The sequence below is a fragment of the Enterococcus sp. DIV2371 genome (assembly GCF_050498525.1).
GTDB lineage: Bacteria > Bacillota > Bacilli > Lactobacillales > Enterococcaceae > Enterococcus_B > Enterococcus_B mangumiae.
This window is the reverse complement of the sequence record NZ_JBIPAJ010000001.1, coordinates 2,525,921-2,549,855: the sequence shown is the minus strand read 5'-3', so window position 1 is coordinate 2,549,855 and position 23,935 is coordinate 2,525,921. Positions and strand designations below refer to the sequence as shown.

The 23,935-nt window shown below is 35.5% G+C and carries 19 protein-coding genes and 1 tRNA gene; 15 read left to right on the top strand and 5 right to left on the bottom strand.

Annotation, left to right across the window (positions count from 1 at the left end; all coding sequences use genetic code 11):
- Window position 1 precedes the first annotated feature (1 nt).
- The 12 genes from IGL24_RS11815 (at window position 2) to IGL24_RS11760 (ending at window position 17,248) form a co-directional block, all read left to right on the top strand.
- Window positions 2–583 carry a Gp15 family bacteriophage protein gene (locus IGL24_RS11815; protein ID WP_206855051.1) on the top strand — a complete coding sequence of 194 codons (582 nt, stop codon included), beginning with the start codon at window positions 2–4 and terminating at the stop codon, window positions 581–583.
- Window positions 570–5,372 (top strand): tape measure protein, encoded by a 4,803-nt coding sequence (locus tag IGL24_RS11810; protein WP_339092776.1) that lies wholly within the window; start codon window positions 570–572, stop codon window positions 5,370–5,372. The genes IGL24_RS11815 and IGL24_RS11810 overlap by 14 nt, the downstream gene beginning before the upstream one ends.
- Window positions 5,365–6,120: a phage tail protein gene (locus IGL24_RS11805; protein WP_206859445.1), complete on the top strand. Its 756-nt coding sequence runs from the start codon at window positions 5,365–5,367 to the stop codon at window positions 6,118–6,120. Before IGL24_RS11810 ends, IGL24_RS11805 begins: the two co-directional genes overlap by 8 nt.
- Window positions 6,117–8,444 (top strand): phage tail spike protein, encoded by a 2,328-nt coding sequence (locus tag IGL24_RS11800; RefSeq protein WP_207699865.1) that lies wholly within the window; start codon window positions 6,117–6,119, stop codon window positions 8,442–8,444. The genes IGL24_RS11805 and IGL24_RS11800 overlap by 4 nt, the downstream gene beginning before the upstream one ends.
- Window positions 8,445–8,447: 3 nt before the next feature.
- Window positions 8,448–10,247 carry a BppU family phage baseplate upper protein gene (locus tag IGL24_RS11795; RefSeq protein WP_206859443.1) on the top strand — a complete coding sequence of 600 codons (1,800 nt, stop codon included), beginning with the start codon at window positions 8,448–8,450 and terminating at the stop codon, window positions 10,245–10,247.
- A 60-nt stretch (window positions 10,248–10,307) separates the two neighbouring features.
- Window positions 10,308–11,927 carry a BppU family phage baseplate upper protein gene (locus IGL24_RS11790; protein ID WP_206859442.1) on the top strand — a complete coding sequence of 540 codons (1,620 nt, stop codon included), beginning with the start codon at window positions 10,308–10,310 and terminating at the stop codon, window positions 11,925–11,927.
- Between the two features lie 32 nt (window positions 11,928–11,959).
- A complete protein-coding gene (locus IGL24_RS11785) occupies window positions 11,960–12,193 on the top strand; it encodes a hypothetical protein (protein WP_206859441.1) in 234 nt (77 codons plus the stop codon).
- A 1-nt stretch (window position 12,194) separates the two neighbouring features.
- Window positions 12,195–12,452, top strand: coding sequence for a holin (locus IGL24_RS11780; protein ID WP_023520194.1), 258 nt, complete (start codon window positions 12,195–12,197; stop codon window positions 12,450–12,452).
- A 69-nt stretch (window positions 12,453–12,521) separates the two neighbouring features.
- The gene (locus IGL24_RS11775; RefSeq protein WP_206859439.1) at window positions 12,522–13,415 is read left to right on the top strand and encodes a peptidoglycan recognition protein family protein; all 894 of its coding nucleotides are present in this window, start codon (window positions 12,522–12,524) and stop codon (window positions 13,413–13,415) included.
- Window positions 13,416–13,533: 118 nt separating this feature from the next.
- Window positions 13,534–14,226 (top strand): DUF3800 domain-containing protein, encoded by a 693-nt coding sequence (locus IGL24_RS11770; RefSeq protein WP_206859438.1) that lies wholly within the window; start codon window positions 13,534–13,536, stop codon window positions 14,224–14,226.
- 286 nt (window positions 14,227–14,512) lie between these two features.
- A complete protein-coding gene (locus tag IGL24_RS11765) occupies window positions 14,513–15,694 on the top strand; it encodes a Shedu immune nuclease family protein (RefSeq protein ID WP_429968459.1) in 1,182 nt (393 codons plus the stop codon).
- Window positions 15,695–17,170: 1,476 nt separating this feature from the next.
- Window positions 17,171–17,248, top strand: a tRNA-Ile gene (locus IGL24_RS11760).
- Window positions 17,249–17,320: 72 nt separating this feature from the next.
- Here IGL24_RS11760 and IGL24_RS11755 read toward each other — a convergent pair.
- Entirely contained in the window at window positions 17,321–17,911 is a 591-nt protein-coding gene (locus tag IGL24_RS11755) for a hypothetical protein (protein ID WP_206859621.1), read from the bottom strand.
- Between the two features lie 590 nt (window positions 17,912–18,501).
- Between IGL24_RS11755 and IGL24_RS11750 the strand changes: the two genes are divergently transcribed.
- Complete coding sequence (locus tag IGL24_RS11750; RefSeq protein WP_206859619.1) at window positions 18,502–18,648, top strand: hypothetical protein; 147 nt, start codon at window positions 18,502–18,504, stop codon at window positions 18,646–18,648.
- A 384-nt stretch (window positions 18,649–19,032) separates the two neighbouring features.
- Complete coding sequence (locus IGL24_RS11745; RefSeq protein WP_429968458.1) at window positions 19,033–19,455, top strand: hypothetical protein; 423 nt, start codon at window positions 19,033–19,035, stop codon at window positions 19,453–19,455.
- Window positions 19,456–19,630: 175 nt separating this feature from the next.
- On the opposite strand, the gene IGL24_RS11740 is transcribed toward IGL24_RS11745, so the two are convergent.
- Window positions 19,631–20,110 (bottom strand): hypothetical protein, encoded by a 480-nt coding sequence (locus IGL24_RS11740; protein WP_206859617.1) that lies wholly within the window; start codon window positions 20,108–20,110, stop codon window positions 19,631–19,633.
- A gap of 755 nt (window positions 20,111–20,865) precedes the next feature.
- Entirely contained in the window at window positions 20,866–21,159 is a 294-nt protein-coding gene (locus tag IGL24_RS11735) for a hypothetical protein (protein WP_206859615.1), read from the bottom strand.
- Window positions 21,160–21,483: 324 nt separating this feature from the next.
- Between IGL24_RS11735 and IGL24_RS11730 the strand changes: the two genes are divergently transcribed.
- Window positions 21,484–21,816, top strand: coding sequence for a hypothetical protein (locus IGL24_RS11730; RefSeq protein WP_096081696.1), 333 nt, complete (start codon window positions 21,484–21,486; stop codon window positions 21,814–21,816).
- Between the two features lie 127 nt (window positions 21,817–21,943).
- Here the strand turns inward: IGL24_RS11730 and IGL24_RS11725 are convergent, their stop codons facing one another.
- Complete coding sequence (locus IGL24_RS11725; RefSeq protein ID WP_206859614.1) at window positions 21,944–23,236, bottom strand: D-serine ammonia-lyase; 1,293 nt, start codon at window positions 23,234–23,236, stop codon at window positions 21,944–21,946.
- A gap of 47 nt (window positions 23,237–23,283) precedes the next feature.
- Window positions 23,284–23,658 carry a hypothetical protein gene (locus tag IGL24_RS11720; protein ID WP_062804789.1) on the bottom strand — a complete coding sequence of 125 codons (375 nt, stop codon included), beginning with the start codon at window positions 23,656–23,658 and terminating at the stop codon, window positions 23,284–23,286.
- Window positions 23,659–23,935 lie beyond the last annotated feature (277 nt).

Here is a 23,935-nt window from a genome sequence, read left to right as displayed (position 1 = left end):
AATGAAACTACAGTATCGATTAGAAGACACGGTGGAAATCGAAGGCGTTAGTTATCCGATCGATCTTTCTTTCGATACGGTGCTACGTCTTTTTGACTTGTTAAAGGATCCGATTTTGACGGAACCAGAAAAAATTGTTCTGGGTTTACAGCTTTTATTAGGTGTTTCGTTTTTGTATGACATTGAAACACAAAATACGATTTTTTTATCAATCTTGGAAACTTTTGATATTTGGGAAAAACCAAAGCCACGTTATGACAAGAAGGGCAACCAATTAAAACCAAAAATGAAAGAGATTGCGGACCAGCATTTTTCTTTTGATTATGATGCGCCAAATATTTACGCAGCATTTTATCAATCATACGGTATCGATCTATTTGAGGAACGAGGGAAGATGCGATGGGAGAAGTTTATTGCCTTGTTTGGAGGATTACCAGATGAAACTAGGTTTAGACAGATCGTGTCGATAAGGACGAGGAAAATGCCAACAGGAAAAGGAAATAAAGAAGCAAAAGATGAACTAAGAAAATTGAAGAAACTCTATGCACTACCGAAAGAAGGTGAAGAAGATGAGTCGAAGTGATGGTAAGGTAACGATCGACATAATCGTCAACGGCAAACAGGTCACGAAAGAAATTGACACGGTCGAACAAGGCTTTTCCAGACTGGGTAAAAATGCCGATGATGTCATGAAAAAAGTCGGGTCTGACATGGGTGCGAATACTGAATCAGGAGCAAAATCGGCAAATCAAGCAGTAGATTCTGTCGAAAAGACCGTATCAGGTTTAGGAAAGACGACCGAATCTGCAACAGCTAAAGCTGGTAAGTCAATCGGTGATAACTTTGATACAGGTGCCAAGGATGCCAATCAGGCCAATGAAAGTGTCGTTAAATCAGTCACAAGCTTGGTTTCTTCTGTGGAATCTTCTGCACCAACAATGGGGCGTAGTATTAGTGAAACTTTTCTAAGTGCTGCTAAGGATTCTGAAACTTCTACAGATTCTATTACGAAATCTGTGAATCAAATGGTACCGCAAGTCGATTTATCAGCCACAAAAGCCGGGAAAAGCATTGCTGAAAATTTTGATTCCGGAGCGAAATCATCAATTGCAGCTCTTGATAGCGTTGGTAAATCAGGAAGTTCGTTACTAAATAGTGTGGAGAGTTTTTCTAACAAATCAGGTCGAGCAATTGCTGAATCGTTTGAATCTGGCGCTAAACAAGCCAATAATGCCACGGAAAGTATTGGGAAAACAGCTTCGAAAATGGTACCGCCTGTGGAACTGTCTGCTACCAAAGCCGGGAAAAGCATTTCAGAAAGTATTGAAGCCGGAGCCAAACATGGATCAAGTGCATTAGGATCTGCCGTTGATGCTATGAAGGGGCATTTATTGGCCCTACAAGAGTACGCAGATACCACTGGGAGTAAGTTAGGTGATTCTTTTGAGAAGCCTAATCCTAGTGCCAATCTGTTAACTGGTAGTGTTGGGAAATTAAGCGCAGCGATGTTGATCACAAAAGGAGCAACTACAGCACTAACGATGGCTAAAGGTTCATTAGATGGTGCATTTGGTCGTATTGATACTTTGAATAACTTTGAAAATACGATGACTCGATTAACTGGTAGCTCAGAAGAAGCCGCTGCAGGGATGGAAGGCGTTCGAGATGTCGTTGTTGGTACAAACTACATGCTTGATAGTGCGGCACAGACCGTTCAACGTTTAGTTATGCAAAATGGTTCATTAGAACAATCGACGAAAAGTTATCAAATCTGGGGTGATGCAGTTGCCATGTATGGTGATGGCGCTGCAGAAACAATGGATAATGTGATGGATGCCATGATCCAGATGCGAGCCACCGGTACCGTAAACATGGCTCAAATGGATCGGATGGTCCGTCGTGGTGTTGATCCTTGGAAAATCTATGAAGATGCAACTGGCATGAGTATGCAGAGTATTCGAGATGCGTTGCGTGATGGCGAAATTAGTGCCAATGAGTTTTTTGATACGGTTGAACAGGCGATGCGTGATGGTGGGAATGAATTCACCTCGGTTTCTGGGATGGCTCAACAAGCTGGGGATACTTGGGCAGGGTCGTTTGCCAATATGGCTACTGCAACAAGTCGAGGAACAGCAAACATTATCGCATCTATGGACGAGGCATTTGGCAAAACTCGCTTTGGCTCAATGAAAGAAAATATTCAAGGGTTTGGTAAAACTTTTGAAGGGGCGTTGAATAGTATCGCTGGTGTCATCCCTCCGGTTGTTTCGGCTATTGATATGATGGCTGGTGGGGTTATTGCTGTGAAAGACGCAGCTGTGACGGCAGCGCCTGTAATTATCGGATTAGGAACTGCATTTGGTGGACTACTGATTGTACAGAAAGCAGCAGTTGCTACAGCATCTTATGTTCAGATGTTGAAATACCTGACCGGTGCAACTTCTGGTGCGACGATGGCTAAAAAAGTTGATGCAGTTGCTACAAAACTGGGAATCAGTCTCAACTTACAGAACGCCACCACCACTAAAGCGGTTGTCGCAGCAAACATTTCCAATGCAGCTTCACTAAAAGGGGCAGCAGCTGCCCAAAAAACCTATGCGATTGCTGCTGGTGCTTCTGCAGTAGCGAAGAAAGCATTAGCGGCTGCTAGTATTCTGTTAAATCCTGTGGTCGCAGGCACTGCGGTTGCACTTGGTTTAGCTGGAGTTGCGGCCGCCAAAATGGGCATAGATTTCTTTGCAGCTCGTAAAAAAGCCAAAGAATTAGCTAGTGAATTAGATGGATTAAAAGGCGATCTTGATAGCGTAGAAAAGTCAACCCAGTCCAGTGCAAAAGAATTTGAATCACAAGCTAAAGTGATCGAGTCGAATACAGAAAGAAACAAGGATCTAGTAGCTGAATTACAAAGGCTTTCAGCAATTGAAGATAAATCGGCTGCGGATAAAAAATTGATGGCTGATACAGTTGATGAACTGAATAATTCAGTGACTGGTCTAAATCTCTCTTACGACGAAGAAACAGGCCTGCTTAATGCAACCACAGAAGAAATAAACAAACGAATTGAAGCTTCTAAAGGAATGGAAGAAGTCAATCGGCTAACCGAACGACAAAAGACGTTGAATCAAGAAGCTGCAGACATTGAATCCTCATTAACTGAAGTAGCCAAAGAACGTATGAGATTGGAGCAAGAAGCCTCAGAATCTGGCGTGGATGGAAAGAAAAAGGTTAAAGAATCACTGGAAGGACTCTCTCAGAAGGAAGATGAACTTCAAAGTTTACTTGTTGAAAATCAATCTGAACGAAATCAATTGTACACGGAGGAGCAAGAGAAAAGACGAGCAGTCGCAGAGACAGTCTCAGAAGCTAATTCACAGATGATTACCTCATGGAATGTTCTATCTGATGCACAACAAGCTGCCTTGGAATCTATGAATAGCATGTACAAAAAGCTGGTAGAAGAATCAGGGAATGCTTTTAAGCAGATTGAACAACAAGAAGCAATCAGCTTGGATCAAATGAAGGGAAATCTACAAAAAAATGCTGAAGCTATGAGAACTTGGTCGACCAATGTTGCCATTTTGGCGAAGGCCGGTGTAGATGATGGCATTATTATGCAACTTGAAAAGCTAGGCCCGGCGGGTGCGCTTCAAACACAGCAAATGGTTGATGAGATGGGACTGAATCTTGGTTCATTAGCGGAGTTAGGTGGAGAACATACAAAAAGCCTTCTGGAACAAATGGGTCTTCATATGGAGGACCTACCAAAAATGTCAGCTGAACAATCGGCGTGGTTTGTTGAAAATTTAGATCTTGAATTAGGTAAATTACCAGAAACAGCACAACAGCACATTAGTGATTTAAATGGGACTGCGGATGCAACGATGAAGCAAGCGATGGCGAGTATGGCAAATATTGTTGGTGAAGAAACGGAGACTGTTTCTGAAAAGTTTGGATTAGTTCCAGAAAAAAGTGAGGCATCTTTACGGAGAGGAACAGAGGGGCAATACTTTGCCCAGTGGGGACGTCAACCTGTCGAAGAAATTGGAGGTGGGATGGTAGAAGCAACCCCCAAAGTAGAGGAAGCAGCAAAGGAAGTTGCTCAAACGCCAGAGAGAGTGATGGGCCCTCACCTAGAACAAACAGACTACGCCTCAATGGGTGCAGCACCACCAACAAAATTTGGGCAAGGAATTTTAGATAATATTACTTCGGTAGAAGAAGCTTCTAAAGAAGTAGCTAATGTTCCGGAACAAACGATTAGAGAAACCGTGGGGATCGATAAATATATTTCTCTGGGGCATCCTGTTGGTGAAGGCACAAGTCAAGGTGTACGTGAAGGAAAACCACAAGTAGAATCTGCAGCAAAAGAGATTGCGATGGTTCCAGAAAATATTTTAAACAACGAAATGACTGCTAGTAACTACAATAAAAATGGTCAAAATGTTGGTGCCGGATCTGCCAAAGGAATAAAGGATAGTCAAGGGGCTGTCCAAAAAGCAGCGAAAGAAATTGCATTAGTACCAGGGAATGAAATTTCCACACACATGAATCAACAAGAATACCAAAAACATGGAGAAAAGGTAGGTAAAGGCACAAGCCAAGGTATCGCTGATACCGCCCCTCAGGCAGTTTCTGAAATCAATAAAATGACGGAAGCGATGGTCAAAACATCCAATGAGGGATCTAAAAAAATGCAGGAAGTTTTTGAAAAACTGACTAAGGAAATAGATAAAACTTTACAAAGTCTTCCTAAGATTGCCACAGCAATCATGCGTGAATCAAATCAAGCCTACAGTGATGGGATGCGAGATGCGAACGACACAATCCGTAATGGTGCGCAGCGCATGCCGGATCAGATGAGTCATTTGCCTGATCAATTTTATCGCATCGGTCAAAACTCTATGATCGGTTTAAACAATGGATTAATTGCCGGGCAAGCTCAAGTTCTTAGCAATGCAGCTTCCATCGCTAATCAAGTGGCACAAACGATGCAACGAGCTTTAGATATCAATTCACCATCCAAAGTGATGGAGATGGATGTGGGACGGTGGATCCCTGCCGGAGTTGGTGAAGGGATTGAGCGATTCAAGCATTTAGCGTTAGATGCCATTGAGGATTTAGGTGCCCAGCTTGTCTTGCCGAATATTCAAGCTGAGTCGGTGGCGATTGCAGGGAACGCTGATTTTGGTCGAGCTCTGCCAGTTTCTACAAATGAATCACGTACTACTAATCGAACGATCCATAACACTCCTCATATTGATATACATTTTGGCGAAATCACAATCGTTGATGATCGTGACATCGAGGAGTTAGCAAAAGATTTAGCTCAGAATACAACTGATGAATTAAGGAGGACGTTAAGAGATGTCTAACGAACCCTATTTTGAATTTAATGGACAGTCATCACTACAACACCGAATGACATTTTTGGATGACATTTATTTTGTTTCACCGGAAGCAGCACTTCAATTTGAAGAAGTTGACGCTCGACAAGGAAGCTTGGTTTATAGTGAGAACCGTTACAAAGATATCAAAAAAATATTTCCTGTTGAAATACAACGACAAAATGATCAATCACTTATGCAACAACTACAAACAATCAATCGTTGGGTAAAAGAGCCCAAAAATTATCAACCTTTCTTTCTATCATTAAATCCTAATTATATGTATCAAGCGATCTGTTATGAAGAAATAACTATTGCTGATCAGTCAAAAGATTGGATGGATATACGAATTCCTTTTCGCTTTGCACCTGTAATGTATAGCATAGCCGGATTGCAACCTAGAAGTATTCAAAGTGGTATTCAGCTTGAAAATCCAGAGCTAGAAATTGCATATCCCCTTATTCAATTCCACTATAACGCTACTTCAGATGCGACATTAAGTATAGGTGGGAGACAATACCGTATTTTGCGTTCCGCAGGAACAGGTTTAGTCACAATAGATAGTGAGAACGGATTAGCCTATCGAGAAGGAAATATCAATCTTTCAAGCAGTATCCTTATCCATACAGATGGCTACCATCCGCCCATATTAAACCCTGGGCTGACTACGATCACATTTACTAATCAGTTGACTAATGTGCGAATCACACCTAGATGGAGGGCGATAGCTATATGAGCATACCTATTTTATATAATAAGAACAATAATGACTATACAACATTAGGAATCGGACCTTTAATTCATGCAGGAAAAGTGTTGGTAACGAGGATTAGAAATGATTTTCCATTTTTGACTTTCACTTATCCAATGTTTTCTCCTTTGTTTAAAGAATTAGAACCAGGGAAAAAGGTTGTAGCAGATGTAGGTCCTGGAAAACGATCAAAAAGCCAACGATTTGAAATTGTAAGGGTAACTAAACCACAAAATGGTATTGTAACGATTTATGCTGAACATATCAGTGCAATCGTGGGTAAAACTGGCATTCTGAAAGGGAGCCAGTTTTCTGGAGTATCTGCTCAATTCGCTTTAAATCAATGGCTTAATTTATTAGTACCCCGACGAGATCTATCAGTATATAGTGATGTGGGAACAAACGCTTCAATAGATTTTTCGGAAATTGGCCATTTTCAAAATGCACAAGAAGCTTTAGGTGGAAAGCAGGGTTCAATCTTACAAAATTTCGGTGGAGAATATATCTTTGATAACAATGAAATTCGATTAATGAGTAGTGCTGGGAAAAACTCAGGAGTGGTCATTTCTTACGGAAAAAATCTGAAAGATTTGGTTCAAGAAAATAGTATTGCAAGCACATATACGTCGGTCTATCCCTATGCAAGAGATCCTGAAAAAGATGGAGAAGTATTACTACTTCCGGAAATTTATATTGATGGCCCTCATCTAGATAAATTTCCGGACAGGCTAATTCAAATGGTCGATTTCAGTGATAAAGAGCCTCAATCGGTCGCAGAATTAAGAACGTTAACAACGCAATTTATTCAAAATAATCAAGTTGGCGTGCCACATGTGAATCTTAAGCTAAAGTATGTCGATTTAGCTAAAGCGACAATGAATGAACAACATGCTTTATTAGAGGAATTAGAGCTTTGCGATATAGTAACAGTTGCATTTAATGAACTTGAGATTAATACCACAGCAAAAATAGTTGGCACAGTCTGGAACGTTCTTTTAGATGAGTATGATTCATTAGAAATAGGTGATATTAGAGGCACGATGAGTTCATCCATCAAAGAACAAGAAAAAGAGAGAGAACGATTAGAAAATGGAATAAAATGGCTGCAACAGGCACAAAAAGAAGCTTCCAATATTTTAAATAATCCACCAAAAGGACACGTGGTTATACATCCGTCCTTATCGGAACCGCAAGAGATACTTATCATGGATACGGAAAATATCAATACCGCACGTAATGTATGGCGATGGAATGCTGGTGGATTAGGATTTAGTTCAACAGGATACAATGGTAATTACGGTTTAGCAATGACCAATAATGGTGCGATTGTTGCAGATAGAATAACTACAGGAACGCTAAGGGCAATCAACATTATAGGGGTGGCAATTTCAGGAAGTACTTTTGAGACAACCGGCAGTTCTCGAAGACTGTTATTACAAAATGGAGAAATCACGTCATTTATTTCAAATGTTCGACAGATGTTGTTGTCAGGAAATTCGTTTACTTTTTATCATGCAAATAACAGAGAAGCAATGAGACTAGGTAGGGCTAGTATCACCTTTTTTAACGAATCAGGCGTCCAATCGGGTCTTTTAGCAGCAGGAACCAATGCCGGAACTGGTCAATGGCAGATGCATTTTTCTGCAGTCAATGGGAGTAATGTAGCTTTGGGTTCACAGTCAAGCAACAATAGTCTTTATACAAACCGTTTAATTGTTCACAGTGGTAGTAATGCGCGAATAGATCAAACAAGAACACTCTTTAATAACCATCACATTGAAACAGCACAATTGTTGAATTGTCGAGTTCGTGCTGGAAGCTTTACGGTTTCCAATAATGTGAATTATCAAGTGTATTCCAATATTCATATGAATGGTTTTTCTATTACAGGACAATCAGACATTCGATTGAAAAAAAATATTACCCCTTCAAAAGTAAATGGAATTAAAGAAACTAAAAAAATTAAAGTGATAGATTTTGAATGGAAAGAAGATTACAGGCCAAGTCAAAAGAGAGTAGTAGAAGAAATTGGTGTTGATGATAGTCCAGAAGTTTCCATTCAAAAAAATGTTGTAGCCAGAAAAAATCCTCAAGGAAAACAATTTGGTATTGCGGCACAAAGTTCTGCATTTTTACAAGAACAAAATGTAGAAGAAGGTTCACGTTATTTACTGATCAATCAAACAAAGCAGATCCATTTAAATACAAAAACTAATCAAGAATTGATTGAAATTGTCGAAGATCAAGAAAAACGTATAGAAAGCTTAGAAGAAAAATTGAATTTTATTATGGAAAGAGTGGAGGGGTGAATAATGAAATATGATCTATATTTAGACATCGCTAAAACGACAATTGACTATCGAGTAAACCCGATTATTTATGGACGCATAGGTGACAATGGAATGAATAATGTACGTGTCCATATCTTTAATAAGGGGCAACCTTTTAATTTAGCGAACACAACGATAAAGTTCGAAGGTATGACGCCCAGTGGTTCGAGGATCTCTAATACAGATGGCGTTTCTTCAATAGACGCTCCCTCAGGAAGATTTACCTACACATTTCCAAAAAATGGTTTTGATCATATTGGTTTTTATCATCTAGCTCATTTTTCTATCATTCAGCAGAATCAAAAAGCGACCACACAAGATTTTTCATTGCAAGTTTTAGGCACTGTTGACATGACAGCACCAGAAGCAGAATTAATTATCGTTGAATTCAATAAGTTGATTGAAGAAATCAGACAAATTCAAGAGAAAGAATTATCTTATGTAAGAGAAGCGTCCAAGGAAACGTTAGATGAGTTGAACACACAAGTCGAAGAGTTAATGAAGGAACCAGCTTGGGAACAACTGAAAGAAATATTAGATGATTTAGAAAAAATTCAACAAGAAATCCAGAGTTTGGAAATAGATAAAATCACAGAAGAAGTAGGAGATAGGATAAAAGATGATCTGATACAACGATTAGCGATAATCGACGCAGAAATAAATAATCTTGAAAAATTAATGCATTCCTATGAAAATAATATTCAACAAAAAGTAACACAAGCTGATCAAACAATAGATAAGAAAGTAACAGCTGCGAAAGAAGACTTAGCGAAAGAGTCAACTTCGATTAAAAATTCGTTAAATGATACGGCTACTAATGCAAAAAAAGAGATTGATGTAATAGCCAGTAATGCAGCAGACTCTTTAGAGAAAGTTCAAGACCAACTAGATGAGATTGAGAAAACAGCCTCTCAATTTCAGCGAGTAAAATTGACAGCTGATAATGGTCGATCATTAAGTCTAAATAATTTAACGCCGACGCCGACATCATATCTAATATTATCGAAATTTAGTGGAACGTTTTCCTTAAGTATAGAGGAATCTAAGTTGATGACAGACTATGATCAATTACCCGAAAACTTGAAAGAGAGTGGAATTATTGTTACTTCAGTTCCAGGTAAAGAAGCGGGACAACAATCGGCGGATAGTATTCAATTTGTTTATTCGGACAAAGATATGCAGTTTGCAGCACGCAGATTGACATTAAAAGATGGAACAATTTCGCCTTGGATAGAGGAAATGAGGGCGGAGAATTATGTGAATACAGCGGAACCTCAAGAAATTAAAGGGAGGAAGAACTTCCTTGAACGCCCTTTACACAATGGTAATAGCTTAGCCCAAGAAACCTTTGGTATTACGTTAAATGGTGGACGATTAGCAGGAGTGCCTGTTTCAAATGGCACTGTTTTAAATTGGGGTAGACCGTATGCTTATGATAATAATCGTTCCAAAAATAATAATTTTTTTTCATTATCTGAAGATACTAAAACCTTAACGATTTTAAAAGATTGTACACTCCAATTCACAGGGAAATTTACATGCCAAACGAACAATGCCAGCTATTATGCTTATCTTGGAATGCGTGTGAACGGAGCTAGTGACTGGCGTGTAGCTGGTATAGCAGGAACGTTAAATTGGCGGAATGATGTTGGATGGTTCATGGCAAGAAAATTTAATGCCGGCGATCGAGTAACGCTTGTGACAGAAACTAATTTTACGACCAGCTCAGTGAATGCATGGGGCGTTGATCAAGTATATATTAAAGAAGTTCTAACAGCATAAGGATAAATGTTGAGAAAGAATAATAGGTTTTACAAAATAAGATTTGAAAGGAGATGTAAGATGGAAGAACTCTATATAACGAGTGAGATTACTCTAAATAAAACGACTGACGAACGTGTTTCTCCAATACCAACCAATACGGAATTTTTCACTTATGATCAACACGTGGCAAAAAAAGTGATCAACTTCCAATTAGAAGGAGAACCGCTGGACCTGTCTGAAACAAATGTTATTTTAGGCTTTTACTTTGTGAACGCTGATTGTTCATTTTTGTTAGAAAGTGCCGACGGATCGGTCGCAATTGAAGACGCTAAACAAGGTAAGGTAAGTGTAATGTTGCCCAACTATATGTACGCCTATTCTGGTCAGGTCTTGGTTTATGTTTATGTAGAATTTCATAATGGACAATCGCTGGATTACCCAGTGTTTAGCACTCAGTTTCAAGAATCATGGATTGATCAAAAGCTTGATGAGATGGCGTCGTTTTACGTGAAAAGATTTGAGGATCTACGCGAAGCTGTGAAAGAAGTTATCGATAAATCAAATGAACAATTATTTCAATTACAGCAAAAAGTAGAAAAAATTGAAGATAAAGTAAATGAGACAAATCAAAAAATTGGTGAACTCGGAAAACTTAAAAAGATGTACTCAAACAGTATTGATTTTGGGAATTATGACTATTCAGGGAATGCCAATTTATTACCAAAGATTACAGCTGCTCATTTTACATCGGGAAATGGAGCTACAGTTGAAGATGGACCAGATGGCGAGATCATTTTCATATTGGACGGATCTGCGCAACTAACTAAATTTAATACAAGCATGCGCTTACCTGCTCTTCAAAATGGAAAGAGATACACAATTAGCGCCGAGATTATGCTGCACGAAGGTATAGAGGGAGATGCCTCTAATATTCGATTAACTACTAATTATTTGCCTGGGGGACAGGTTATGTTGGCTACAGATAGACCAACACCTACCTCTACTAATAGCTGGCAGACAATCAAGGGTACGCAAATAGCAACTTATGCTACGACACTGCCTCAACAATGGTATGTAGTCTTACAAGATGTTACAGCCTCGAGTCGAATTAAAGGGAAAATCTCTCTTCGAAATATAAAGGTAGAAGAAGGATCGATTGCTACACCTTATCAACCCAATCTACTTGTTGAACCGTATCAGATGTCGAAGATTTCCTTGAACGAAAATCTAGCAAACAAAGAACAAAATTTCCCGATAAGTAGTCGACAGTATTTAGTTTATTCTGCTGAAATGATTGAACCATTTATTGCTGACCAAACATATACCTTAACTTTGAAAGGGACCAAATTAGGTCCGCAATCATTTAGGGTATACACGACTGGTCCGAATAGTACCTCTAATATTGGGGACATGGAAATAGTAGAAGGAGTTGCGGATACTTGGCGACTGGCATTCACTCCTTCAGAAGTGAACTTGAATGGGAGTGTTTCCCCTAGTACGTTACAAATTTATCAGTTTCCTCAGGCTACAATGGGGCAAGCAACGATTGAATCATTAAAAATAGAAAAAGGTGATATAGCCACTCCAAATATTTCGGAATATAAATATTTTGGTGAAGGTTTGAAAGATAGTAGTAACCCAAATGATTATAGCTGGGATGTCACACCGGAATATATTAACGAACGTATTTCTGACTAATTTATTAGTTAAAAAAGAATAGGAGGGTACTTATGGAGGGGATTACAATCGGAGAATGGATCGCGATCCTAACACTCGGTGGATCGTTGATGGTGGGCGTGGCGAAATTTTATGCGATGTTCACGAAACTTGATCACACGTTAGGAAAATTAGAAAATACGATCATCCGGGTAGAAAAAAGCCAGGCTGAGTATGGCAATCGGCTTTCAATTATCGAAGAACAAATCAGATCTATTTTTAAGCAAATTGGAAAGGAGAGAAAATAAAATGACAGAAATCTTAGCTGCTGCAAGTATTATTACACCGCTAGTCGTCGGTGTCACGGGGTTAATTAAAACACAAATGAAGGATTACAAACTCTTGCCCGTGATCAATGTGATTGCGGGTATTTTGTTAGGTGTTTTATACGCAGTGACCCTAGCACCACAAGATTTAGCGATTTACGCATGGGCCGGAGCTGTTTCAGGATTAGCCGCTGGTGGATTATTTGATTTAGGAAACAGTGTTATTCAGTCGGAAGAATGACAAATTAGCAAAGGAAAAACACAGCCAAAGGGCTGTTTTTTTTATATAAAAAATTAGGAGGAATTGATTATGACAAAAATCCAAGATTTAAGAGGCGATTCAAGAATTTTAGGACCAACCAATGCCAAAAGAAATGTTTCTCAAGTAACTAAAATTGCTCGTCACCATTCCGCAACACCTACTGGAGACGTTTGGGCATTTCAGAATCATTGGAATGGCACATTAGGCTGGGGGACAGGTGGGTATCATGAAATCATTTTACGCGATGGTACCGTTCAATGGTGTTACTTCGATAATGATGTGACAAATGGTGTGGGCGGACATAATACACCAACTTACCATATTTGCCTTGTTGGGAATAGTTCATTTACAGCTGAACAAGAAAAAGCATTTGAAGAACGAGCAAAGGCGGCGATGCAACGTTTTGGTTTATCCGTCAATGATGTATTAGGTCATAACGAATTCAGCGGTCATGCCTCGAATATCTGTCCGGGTATCAATATGAATACGGTTCGTGAACGATTACGAGCGGGGAATAACTTAACACATGATCAAATTATTTTAGCGAGCCCACCAAAAACCGTTGGTAATTATGTAGGTAAGTTAGAAGTGTTTAATGAGCTATCTCTTGGTATTTTTCGAATTGGTGCTTGGTTAGTGCCTATCAACGGTGCAGCTCATTTAAATCAAGGATATGTCTTCTGGATGGAAGCCGACAATCCGGATGTTGAAATTGGACGTTGTCGCTCAGCCGGTATTATTAGAGATGATGTGAATGCAGCCTATGGATTACCTAGCGGCCTGCGATTTGGTTTGGATGGCACACTAGATATCCGTAAATTTGCAGGGAAAAGAGTCTTTCCGATGTTACGACGAACAAATGATTCGAACGGAAATACGATCAATGGACAAACAGTGGATATTCGTTTTCCAGAGTATGTTTTGACTATTCCTAAGCGATAAAAAAATATCCCCTCGTTTTGAGGGGGATACATAATTAGTATATAGCAACTGTTAGGTTGTGTAATTTTTATAAAGATTGTAAAATGATATTATGACAATTTGATCGGAGACTAGGTCCATGCAAGAAGTATATTTGTTTTTTGATGATTCAGGAGTTTTACATAGGAAAGCACCTAACAGATTTTTTGTATATGCGGGGTATGCTTTCTTTAATAAAGAGAGCAAAGAAATTGCGAAAAGAAAATACAAGGGCGTGGTTAAAAGGATAAAAAAACAAAAAATGATAAACGGAGAATTGAAAGCTTGCGTATTAGAGAGAAAAGATAAGTATGAGTTATACCGAGTTTTAAAAAATGAACATAGTATGGGCCTAAGTGTGGATATAAGCAGAGTACAAGATAGTATTTTGGATAATAAGAAATCAATACATAGATATAAGGACTATGTACTGAAAAGGTTAGTCAAGGAAAAAATAAACTTATTTATTAATAAAGGTTTATTAGATCCTGAGGGAAATTTAAAGTTATTTATATGTGTTGATGAACAAGCAACAGCAAGCAATGGTTACTACAATTTTGAAGAATCTGTTTATGAAGAATTGAAGAATGGAATACACAATTTTAATTATGGAGTATTTTATGAACCAATTTGGCATGGAGCTCTTGAAGTGGAAGTTAGTTATTGTGATTCTAAATGTAACTACTTAATTCAAGCTAGCGATATTTTGGCAAATAGATTATGGACATCCTTTAAAATTAATGATCCTGGGATGAGAAATATGCCTCAGCATTCATGTTTAAGATTGCCATAAAAGTTATATTTTTATTTGTAATATACTTGCATTTATTTGTTGACTGATTTATGATATGGTTACAGATAGAACTATTCTATACTGCCGACACGGGAGATACGATAATAGCTATTAAGCGTAATGGAAGTACGCCGTACTCTGTGGGCCACTCTTATCAGAGTGGTTTTTTTATTGAATATATATTTTTATTAGTTTAATAAAGATAGTGGACAATCTTAGGAATCTTACTTTAAAAATTATAATGTATAAAATACATTGAAAAGAAGTGAAGATAGTGGCAAATGTGTTGAAAGTAGCGAAAAATCATGAAAATTTGATTTGTGAATATACCCCATACGCAGAGAATACATCCTTTATTTTTGAAAAAATAAATCAGGATGGCTCTTATACTGTAAAAAGAACGTTTACCATCTCAAATAATGAGATATTAGAAGATAAGGAAAATTCTATTGAATTTGAAATTGGAAAAAAAGATGGAGACTATTATCATTTAAATAATAAAGTATTAGGAATAGAACACAATATTTTTATTTATGAAGATATGAAGACGGATATATCTTATTTCGTAGCGCATGAAAATATATCTATAATGAAAAAAATAGATGATATACTCGATGAAGATTTATTTATAGGTGGTAAAAACGGAAATTTACCTGAAAATATTTTTGAAGAATTAATAAAAAAATTTCCAAATAAACATGAATTGTATCTATATTCTTATATGAGAATTGGGGTTCTAATACAAGATTATTTATTAACTAAAAAAGAAAATCATATTGTCTACGAAAATTATATGTCAAAGAAAAATAAGAACACTTTTATTACAGATCATAAAGATATAATAACAGAAAAAGAAATAGCAGAAAACGAATACTTAAAGTATCTATATATAAAAAATAAACTGGTAAAAATGTTAGAAAATGAAACTATTTATTCAGAAAAAGATTGGCAAAATGAAATTGCAAAGATTCTTACTCTTATTTTTCCAATGTATCAATCAGTTGTTGAAGAACCAGTCATAAAAACTGATGAGGGTGATAAAAGACCTGATTTTATTTTTATTGATGTAAACGGAAATATAGACATAGCTGAAATAAAAAAATCATATAATATTCCTATAATGACAAAAACTCAATATAGAAATAACTATTATGCTTCTAAAGAACTAACAGGCACATTAATGCAGATAGAAAAATATATTTATCACCTATGTAGAACTGCAAAAAATTCTGAGAAACTAATAAAGAACAAAATATTTAATCAAACTCAAGAGGAACTTGACATTTATATAAGAAATCCTAGGGGAATAATTATTTTAGGGAGATCAAACAAATTAAATGCAGATCAACTAAGAGATTTTGAAATTTTAAGAAGAAAGTATAAACATATTGCTGATATTATTTCTTATGATGATTTAGTTCATCGACTAGACTCTTTATTAAAGAAATTTGAATATAAAACAATATAGATTGTTGCGTATCTAAATTAAACTACAAAAATATTTTAAATTCTAAAAAGGACTTATCCATCTAATTATGAATAGGTCCTTTTTTACGTTCGTCAATTAATTTTAGCAACTCGTTTATATTTCGAATCAAGGCCTAACCATTGATAATATAGCGAGTTTTTCTCTGATCAAAAAAGCACATGACTTGAACAATAAATAAAATCATAGTACCCTTAATTTATCCTCAGTACTAAGAATTCGTTTTTTAATACCCGCCCACTCTTCGGAGTGGGTCTTTTTTGATTAGAATTAATCAAAGTTTAAGAATTCTTAAACAAAAGAAAAGCGCTTGCAATAATTTTAGACCAGGCTTAAACTACCCGTAGGCGCCATCATAAAAAGAGAGTATCGACAACTAAAAACTTCTTGGGGGAAGTGTATAGTGGGTATATCGATACTCTCTTTAATAATTATATCATACGTATTTTAGGCAGCAAAATGATTATATCAGTTGAATAATAGATAAAAAGATAGTAATCTTATTGTATCACCCTAACAACATTGCTTTTTTTACATCCCGCTCTTTGGAGCGGGGTCCATAAAAGAACATATTATTTGAACATAGCCTGAAATGGTAGTAAGCTTTACTTAGCTTCACTAATGCGGATTGAATCCTTTAGTGGCCCGCTCTTTATGAGCGGGTATTTTTTTGTTTAAAATAAGATTCGATCAAAGTTTAAGAATTCTCAGATTAAGACAAGGTACTTGCAATAATCACTGGTTACCCATAAGGTGTGAATAGGAATCATTCTAAAAAAAGAGTACCAATGGACAAAGTTTTAAAAACTTGGGGAAGTTTTCAGCGTGCGCATTGGTACTCTTTTTATGATTCTATCACATGTGTTTTAAACAGCAAGGAAAGCGTATTACTTGAATGCGGGGTCAAACTCTAGTAATGTGAACTTGACCATATATATTCATATGTTAACGTCCGTGCCACTCTTCTGAGTGGTATACATAAAAAAACATATTATTTGAACCTAAAGTAAAATGATAGTAAGATTTAAGTATCCACATCAGACATTCTTTATCCTAAGGTAGCCCGCTCTTATATGAGCGGGTGTTTTTTTGTCTAAGTGAATCTGATTCGATTTAAATAATCTAAAGTGAATAAGCAACAGCTTATACTAAATCGACATCTCTAGGATTGATAAATAATCGTTTTTTTTATTATATCTACATGAACTCCCGTTTGCTTCTCACTACTATTGGGATGTAATAAGAATGAAGAATGTATGAGTGTTTGTAAATTTAGATTAAGGAATAATCTGTGACATTGACAATAACAAAAATTATTCGATACAATTTGGCTATAACTATTTCATTATTTATATTTACGATTATATATATTGAAGTAATAGTGGCAAGAAGCTTGTTACCACAATAAATAAATTATCTACCAGATAATAGTTTTGACGACTCTTTTGACAATAATTTGTACCCTTAGCTCAGTTAGGCAGAGCATATGGCGAGTTAATAACTGTCCGGTCGTAGGTTCGAGTCCTACAGGGTACATATAAAAAACCTCGCTCATTTATCGTGAGCGAGGTTTTATGTTCTATAATATAAATTTTATTATTGGACGATTTATTGAATACCGTACTCTATAAATCCTCTTTGTATTTCTCCAGAGGATTTCATATCATTTGGTGTGCTTTGTAAAGCTTCTTCTTCGCTCATGCCTTCATATTGCATTTTATAGGCAACTGGAGACATCCCATATTTATTGATGAATTCTGTCAAAGTTGATGGTTCTGCAGATTGAGCTGCTTGTGTTGCAGTAGCCTGTTGTTCAGCTTCAGCTTGAGTAATGATGTTGCCAGCATCGTCTAAAGCTAATCCATTTTCGTACAATGCCATTCCAAAAGCTTCCCATTCTTCATCGCTCCAACTCGCTCTTTCAGCATGCGTAGAATTTAGCGTACGTTGTTTCATTTCTTCATAACTTTCTTCTTGCACGACAGTAGTCGAAGTAGTTGTATTTTGGACAGTAGTTTGAACTGGTTCAGTAGAAGTTGTTTCTTCAATGCTTGTTGTCTCAGTAGTTTGTGTATTTTCAGAGGTTGTTGAACTTAAAGTAGAAGATGTTTCAGAGCTGTCGTCTTTCTTATTAGTTGAACAACTCGACAACATCAGTAGAAATACCCCAGATAAAACTAACCAACTAAACTTTTTCATTTTTATTCCTCATTCCATAATAATTTCCGTTACAAAATTATCATATCAAATGAAATGGTAGCAAGGAAGAATAAATATTGAACAAAAAGAAACTCGCCCATCAATCGTGGAAGAGGTCTTTTTTACGTTCTTCAATTAATTGTAGCAACTCGTTTGTATTCCGAATCAAAACCTAGCCATTGATAATATAGCTAGTTTTTCTCTGATCAAAAAGTACATGACTTGAACAATAAATAAAAACAATACTTCCAAATAGTCATCGTCAATTTTTGAAGATTCATAAATATAAGGAAGTGCAGGTATTAACCAAGTACCCATGATTGCAAAGTCTAATATTAATAGCGAAAATAGTATACAACACATCGTGAATACGCTTCAATTCGATTGATCAACATCAAGTTTTTTCTGATGAATTATCCAATCGGTTGTAAACCTCGTGAAACTTAAAAAAGTATAGAATAAAAATCAAGAAAAAATCAACTCAAATCATATAACAATATTTTACAACTTATGGTTAAATTATCTCAAATTTCATATAAAATTCTTAAATCTATCATATTATTTGAATGTATAAGAGGAGGTGCGTGCTATTGAGTATTCTAAAATCGGCAGTGAAGTACAAAGTTACCAAAAAGGCTACAGATAAAGTAATGGGTGACGGTTTGTTATCAAGCGTTGTTGCTGCAAAAGCAGTGAAGAAAAGTAATCAGCGTAGTAAGCAAAGAACAAAAAAATAAAAATACTAGAAGTCCTGTCCTTAGTTAGATAGGAAATTTTTGTTTTTTAATCGATTGTAGTAACTCGCTCAAATCTTCAATCGGCACCTAACCATTATAAGAGAACAAGCGATAAGAAAAGCACATGACTTGAACAATAAATAAAATCATAGTAATCTAAAAGTGTCCTTGAAACCATTGATTAGTTTTTTTTTATATCCACCCGCTCTCCGGAGTGGGTCTTTTTTTTGATTAGAATTAATCAAAGATTAAGAATTCTTAAATAAACAGTAAGCGTTTGCAATAATTTTAGGCCACCCTTAAACTAACAGTGGGTATTGTTATAAAAAAGTATCGATACTAAAAAAATGATGTCAGCAAAAAATAAAGATAGGAGAGGTTTATATGAAAAAATATTTATTTATTTTCCTGGGTTTAAGCGTTTTCTTAGGTGGTAGTCTTTTCGAGAGCGTTAATAAGGTAGAAGCGCAAACTCAAACACCAACTAGTTACGAAGAAGTACGAGATGTTGAACCGTTTATAATCACAGGTTCTATGAAAATAGAAGGTAATACTTATAAATGGATGGAAGCATCTTTTGGTGGAACAAACAGGAGATACGAAATTAATCCGGGGAAGCATAGATATCAACTAAGTCCGAATCCCCACAATGATCCGTGGTATAACAAAAACCAAGCAAAATTTTATGGTCAGGGCGCAGCACAAATAGAAAAACAAGCAAATAGCGGAAAGTGGAATAGTAAAGGATGGCCAAGTACGATTAGAAATGTTACTATCCATGGGATCAATTATACCTTAACTAAGTAAGACTATGGGAGAAAACTTATACGATCACTAAATCAATAATGTTTTTTTACAGCCCATTCTCCGGAGTGGGTCTTTTTTCTGTATTATTCAGTAACTCGCTTATTAGTAAAAATGAACTTAAAAAATCTTAAAAAATTAACACACCGCCTCTATGAGATGGTGTGCTAAAGTATCGCTAATTAATTCGAAAAGTCATTGAAGCTTCTCTTCTCTGATTCCATAGAGCATCTCTGTACGATACATCTATTCTGAAATATTCAAAATCTCTAAAATTAGGAATTGTAACTTGATGAACAACATCAAATACTATAGAACCTCCCTCAATTTGACCATTATTAAGTAATACATGATCTCCTCGAGAAGTGACACCAGTTAAGGTGTTTCTATCAAAATGATGGATCCCAGGATTTATAGGATTAATCCCATATCTAAAGTCAAATCTATTAGTTACTTGGTTAAAATTTATAATATTAGGTTGGAAGGCGTCTGAAAAAGGACTAAATCCTTGTTGAGATTCAATAGAAATCATACTTCTTATATTCAAATTATAGTTGTTTTCATAATTATTTTCTGCTGCATTAGCATGAGTAGCATTGAATACAAGAAAAGAAGATAGAGCAAGTGCTGATAAACTTAAAGAAATAAATTTTTTCATTGTAATCTACCTTTCGTAATATAATTTAGAGAAGCGCTTCTCTATTATTAGGGTAGACCAAACTACAATAATTATCTAATGATAACAAAAATAATGAATGTATTTTAATTTTATATAACGTTTACATATGATTTATATAGGGTGATTCCATATATAATATACTGATTTTACAGATTCACAAAGCTTTTTGTTCTTTATTTAATAAATTAAAATTTGATTATACAATAATAGAATAAAAGATATAAATTAGAAGAATGTGTATACCTTTTTATATTAATCACAGCATATATATGCTGTGATTAAGGTAATTTTTGTTATCAAATAAAAATGTTCATCAGAACCTAATCTTCGTGATTAGAATTATTTTCTAACGCGAGATTAGTTAAATGTTAAGAATTTCTAAACACGTATCAAGCGTTTGCATTTTTATTAGGTTAGCCTTAAAATACATGTAGGTGCCATTATAAAAAGAGAGTATCAATAGCTAAAAACTTTTGGGGGAAGTGGGATAGCATGCATATCAATACTCTCTTTACTAATTATATTATACGTATTTTAGACAACAAAAGAATTATACAATCCTAACCATACGGTTTTTTTAATACCTACTCTTTGGAGTAGGTATTTTTTTTATAATAATATAGTTAGTTTTACAGAAAATATAATGTCAATTGGACCACTTATTTAAAGAAAAATAGTAGGTAAATAATTAGAAGTGAAAAAATTAGATTTAATAGGAGTAAAAATATTGAATCTTATTTTAAATTATTTTGTTTAATATTTATTAAGAGCATAATAACTGGAATCGTGATTGTAAGAACAATTAGGGCTAAATATATTTGATTGGCTGAAAAAAATAAAAGGTTAGAAGCAGATACGGATAAGATATGATAAAAATTATAGACATATATTGGTATCGATGGTTCTAATATTCCTACATCAAAAACTAGAAAATCAGCTAGATTAAAAAAAGAAAACAGAGTACCTAATCCACCGATAAAAAATAAGATGATCGGTGTAGACGAAGTATTTAATCGATTAGCGTTCAATACAATAACCTCCTCATTTTTCTTTGTAAAAGTTTAGAGCGAATAAATCATTTTGGTTAGAAAAAACCAAATTTAGGAAAATTGTTTAAAACTAAAAAAAGCTCATAAAAAGTTCATGTTTTGTAAAAATGTTAATTTTTTTTTACTCTACAGCGTACTAAATTGAAATAATCTTAATCATTTAAACGTATCTATGGATGATTAAAAAATGTTGTGACAATACTGTAAGCGCTTCTTATTGATGACTTAAGCAAATAGACATCGTTTAATTTATTCTTTTTAATACACTCTAAGTGTACCAAAAAAATGATAGGAGTGGTCAATATGAAGAAATTTTTATTAGCATGTCTAGGAATTTTAGCAACAGTTAGTTTTGCAGCGTGTGGTCCTAAAGCGTCGGAAAAGCCAAAGAGCCATTCGCCAAAGCAATCACAACAGATCCCTAGAAAAAAACAAAGTAGTGACACAAATGGTACTAAGAAAAAAGAAAAATCTAATAACAAGAGAAATGAACAGGAGAATAAACAGTCAAGTGATAGTAAAGAAAAGAAGAGCCAAAAAGTAAAACCAAAAAATGAAAGCAATTCTCAAAATAGAAAAAAACCAAATATTACGAACAAAGAATCAAATCATAATAATCTAGCAAATGTAAGCTAGATTAGCCTGCGATGATCTAGTAACCCAGCATTGCCGTAAAAAAAAGAACATCGATAACTGAGTATTTTTGTTATCGATGTTCTTTTAGCGAGATTAATGACTTGAACTTGCTGTTATTGTTACATAATTAGAAATTAAGTAAAGACAATCCTTTTTTGTAATATTGAGCCATTTCTTCTTCTGGAACCATATTACCACCCGTTCCCCAAATTATGTGTGTGCCAGACTTTATCCAAGTTTTTTTCAATGCGAATGCTCGATTTATATTCACAAATGATGCAATCCCAGCAGCGGATGAAGGTTCCACATAGATGTTTTCACTATCCGCAAGCAATGTTAGATATTGATATAATCTTTCATCTTGAACAGTAGAACTAGCATATAAAATCGGTTCTATGATCTTGCCGACTAAATGTGAGGGGCGCCCGACGGCTAATCCATCAGCAGCTGTCTTACCATCGATTGCAATATCTTGCACTGAAATTTTGTCGTGTAATCCTGTGTACAGGCCAAGTAACATTGACGGAGCGTGAGTAGGTTCTACAAAAAATATTTTTACAGCATCACCAAAAATGCAGGACAATCCAAAGGCAATTCCACCTGGACTACCACCTACACCACAAGGAAGATGGACATATAGAGGATGATCTTCAGATACTTCAATATTTTTTTCTTTTAATTGAGTTTGTAGTCTCAGTGCAGCTACAGAGTATCCTAGAAATAAATCTTTTGAAGCTTCATCATCGATGAAATAACTGTGGAATTTGTTTACTGTTTCTGCTCGCCCTAAAGCTACAGCTTTGCTAAAATCACCTTCGTACTCTTTGACAACAACGCCTATTTCTCTCAACAAACGCTTTTTCCAGCTTTTTGCTTCATTAGACATGTGGACAGTCGTCTGAAACCCTAACTTTGCTCCCATGATTCCGACACTAAGACCTAAATTCCCTGTAGAACCCACAGCGATTGAATAATTAGAAAAAATATTTTTGAATTCATCATTTGCTAGAATAGCATAATTACTATCAATTGTTAGTTTTCCAGAATCCAGCGCAACTTTTTCAGCAAACGTCAAAACTTCATAGATTCCACCTCTGGCTTTAATTGAACCAGATACAGGGAGATTATTGTCACATTTAAAATATAGTTTACTGTTTGTTTCGAAATGTTCTTTTTCTTTTATTTTATCCAACATGTTAGGAATCTCAACTAATTCTGACTCGATGATACCACCAGTAGCTTTAGTCTCAGGAAAAACTTTAGCAATGTATGGAGCAAACCTTTGTAGCCTTTTAGAAGCGTCTATCACATCATTTATGGTAAAACATGAAGTTTTTCTTTCTCCAAAATTTGGATTTATCCAGCAAACTTCTTGATATGACTGCAATGCAATTAATAAACGATCTGTTTTATTAGTCATTTTGGAACCCTCTTTCTATTTCTTAATTTGTGCTAACAATGGAAGAATTACTGATTCATCCCCCATGCAACGAAGAAATAAAAGAGTGTAGGGAGAGAAAAAAGTAAATTTATTCCTAAAATCCAAATGGAAATCAATTTATTATTATTAGTGAAGATATTGAAAAATAATCCAATAATTGAAAAAATGATAAATAACGAGAGAGATGATAAATAAAGATTGTCGGAAGAAATGTGAAGGATAGATGAAGTAGCAGAAGCAAATTTTTCAAAAAATCTAAACAGAGGGATGTTCGGATCTGCAACACCCATATGAAAGATATAGATACAAGTGATGTGCAATACCGATATAGCTGTGCCAAGAGCACCGATTACTAATAAAGAGATTGCTTTTAAAGGATTAGCAGATTTGAGTATTGGCATATAAATACCTCCTAATTTTGATACATTTAATTATCTATAAAAAATTTTTTTCTAACCATTTTTTTGTCCGATTTATTCATTACATTTTCGTAAGGAATTAAAAGATAAAGAGGTATGTATGATTGGAAAGCTTCATTTGAGAGTCACTAGAATTGTTATAGCTTAAGACAATTTACTTATTTCGAAGGTCTTAATTTTCAATGAGATAGCTACTTTTCAGAGTGATTGTCTTTTAAAAAATAGATACAACCACTGAAAACCAAAACAGTTGAATAAT

Coding starts and splice junctions, on each gene's coding strand:
- IGL24_RS11815 (WP_206855051.1), top strand. CDS start 2: ATGAAACTACAGTATCGATTAGAAGACACGGTGGAAATCGAAGGCGTT.
- IGL24_RS11810 (WP_339092776.1), top strand. CDS start 570: ATGAGTCGAAGTGATGGTAAGGTAACGATCGACATAATCGTCAACGGC.
- IGL24_RS11805 (WP_206859445.1), top strand. CDS start 5,365: ATGTCTAACGAACCCTATTTTGAATTTAATGGACAGTCATCACTACAA.
- IGL24_RS11800 (WP_207699865.1), top strand. CDS start 6,117: ATGAGCATACCTATTTTATATAATAAGAACAATAATGACTATACAACA.
- IGL24_RS11795 (WP_206859443.1), top strand. CDS start 8,448: ATGAAATATGATCTATATTTAGACATCGCTAAAACGACAATTGACTAT.
- IGL24_RS11790 (WP_206859442.1), top strand. CDS start 10,308: ATGGAAGAACTCTATATAACGAGTGAGATTACTCTAAATAAAACGACT.
- IGL24_RS11785 (WP_206859441.1), top strand. CDS start 11,960: ATGGAGGGGATTACAATCGGAGAATGGATCGCGATCCTAACACTCGGT.
- IGL24_RS11780 (WP_023520194.1), top strand. CDS start 12,195: ATGACAGAAATCTTAGCTGCTGCAAGTATTATTACACCGCTAGTCGTC.
- IGL24_RS11775 (WP_206859439.1), top strand. CDS start 12,522: ATGACAAAAATCCAAGATTTAAGAGGCGATTCAAGAATTTTAGGACCA.
- IGL24_RS11770 (WP_206859438.1), top strand. CDS start 13,534: ATGCAAGAAGTATATTTGTTTTTTGATGATTCAGGAGTTTTACATAGG.
- IGL24_RS11755 (WP_206859621.1), bottom strand. CDS start 17,911: ATGAAAAAGTTTAGTTGGTTAGTTTTATCTGGGGTATTTCTACTGATG.
- IGL24_RS11745 (WP_429968458.1), top strand. CDS start 19,033: ATGAAAAAATATTTATTTATTTTCCTGGGTTTAAGCGTTTTCTTAGGT.
- IGL24_RS11740 (WP_206859617.1), bottom strand. CDS start 20,110: ATGAAAAAATTTATTTCTTTAAGTTTATCAGCACTTGCTCTATCTTCT.
- IGL24_RS11730 (WP_096081696.1), top strand. CDS start 21,484: ATGAAGAAATTTTTATTAGCATGTCTAGGAATTTTAGCAACAGTTAGT.
- IGL24_RS11725 (WP_206859614.1), bottom strand. CDS start 23,236: ATGACTAATAAAACAGATCGTTTATTAATTGCATTGCAGTCATATCAA.
- IGL24_RS11720 (WP_062804789.1), bottom strand. CDS start 23,658: ATGCCAATACTCAAATCTGCTAATCCTTTAAAAGCAATCTCTTTATTA.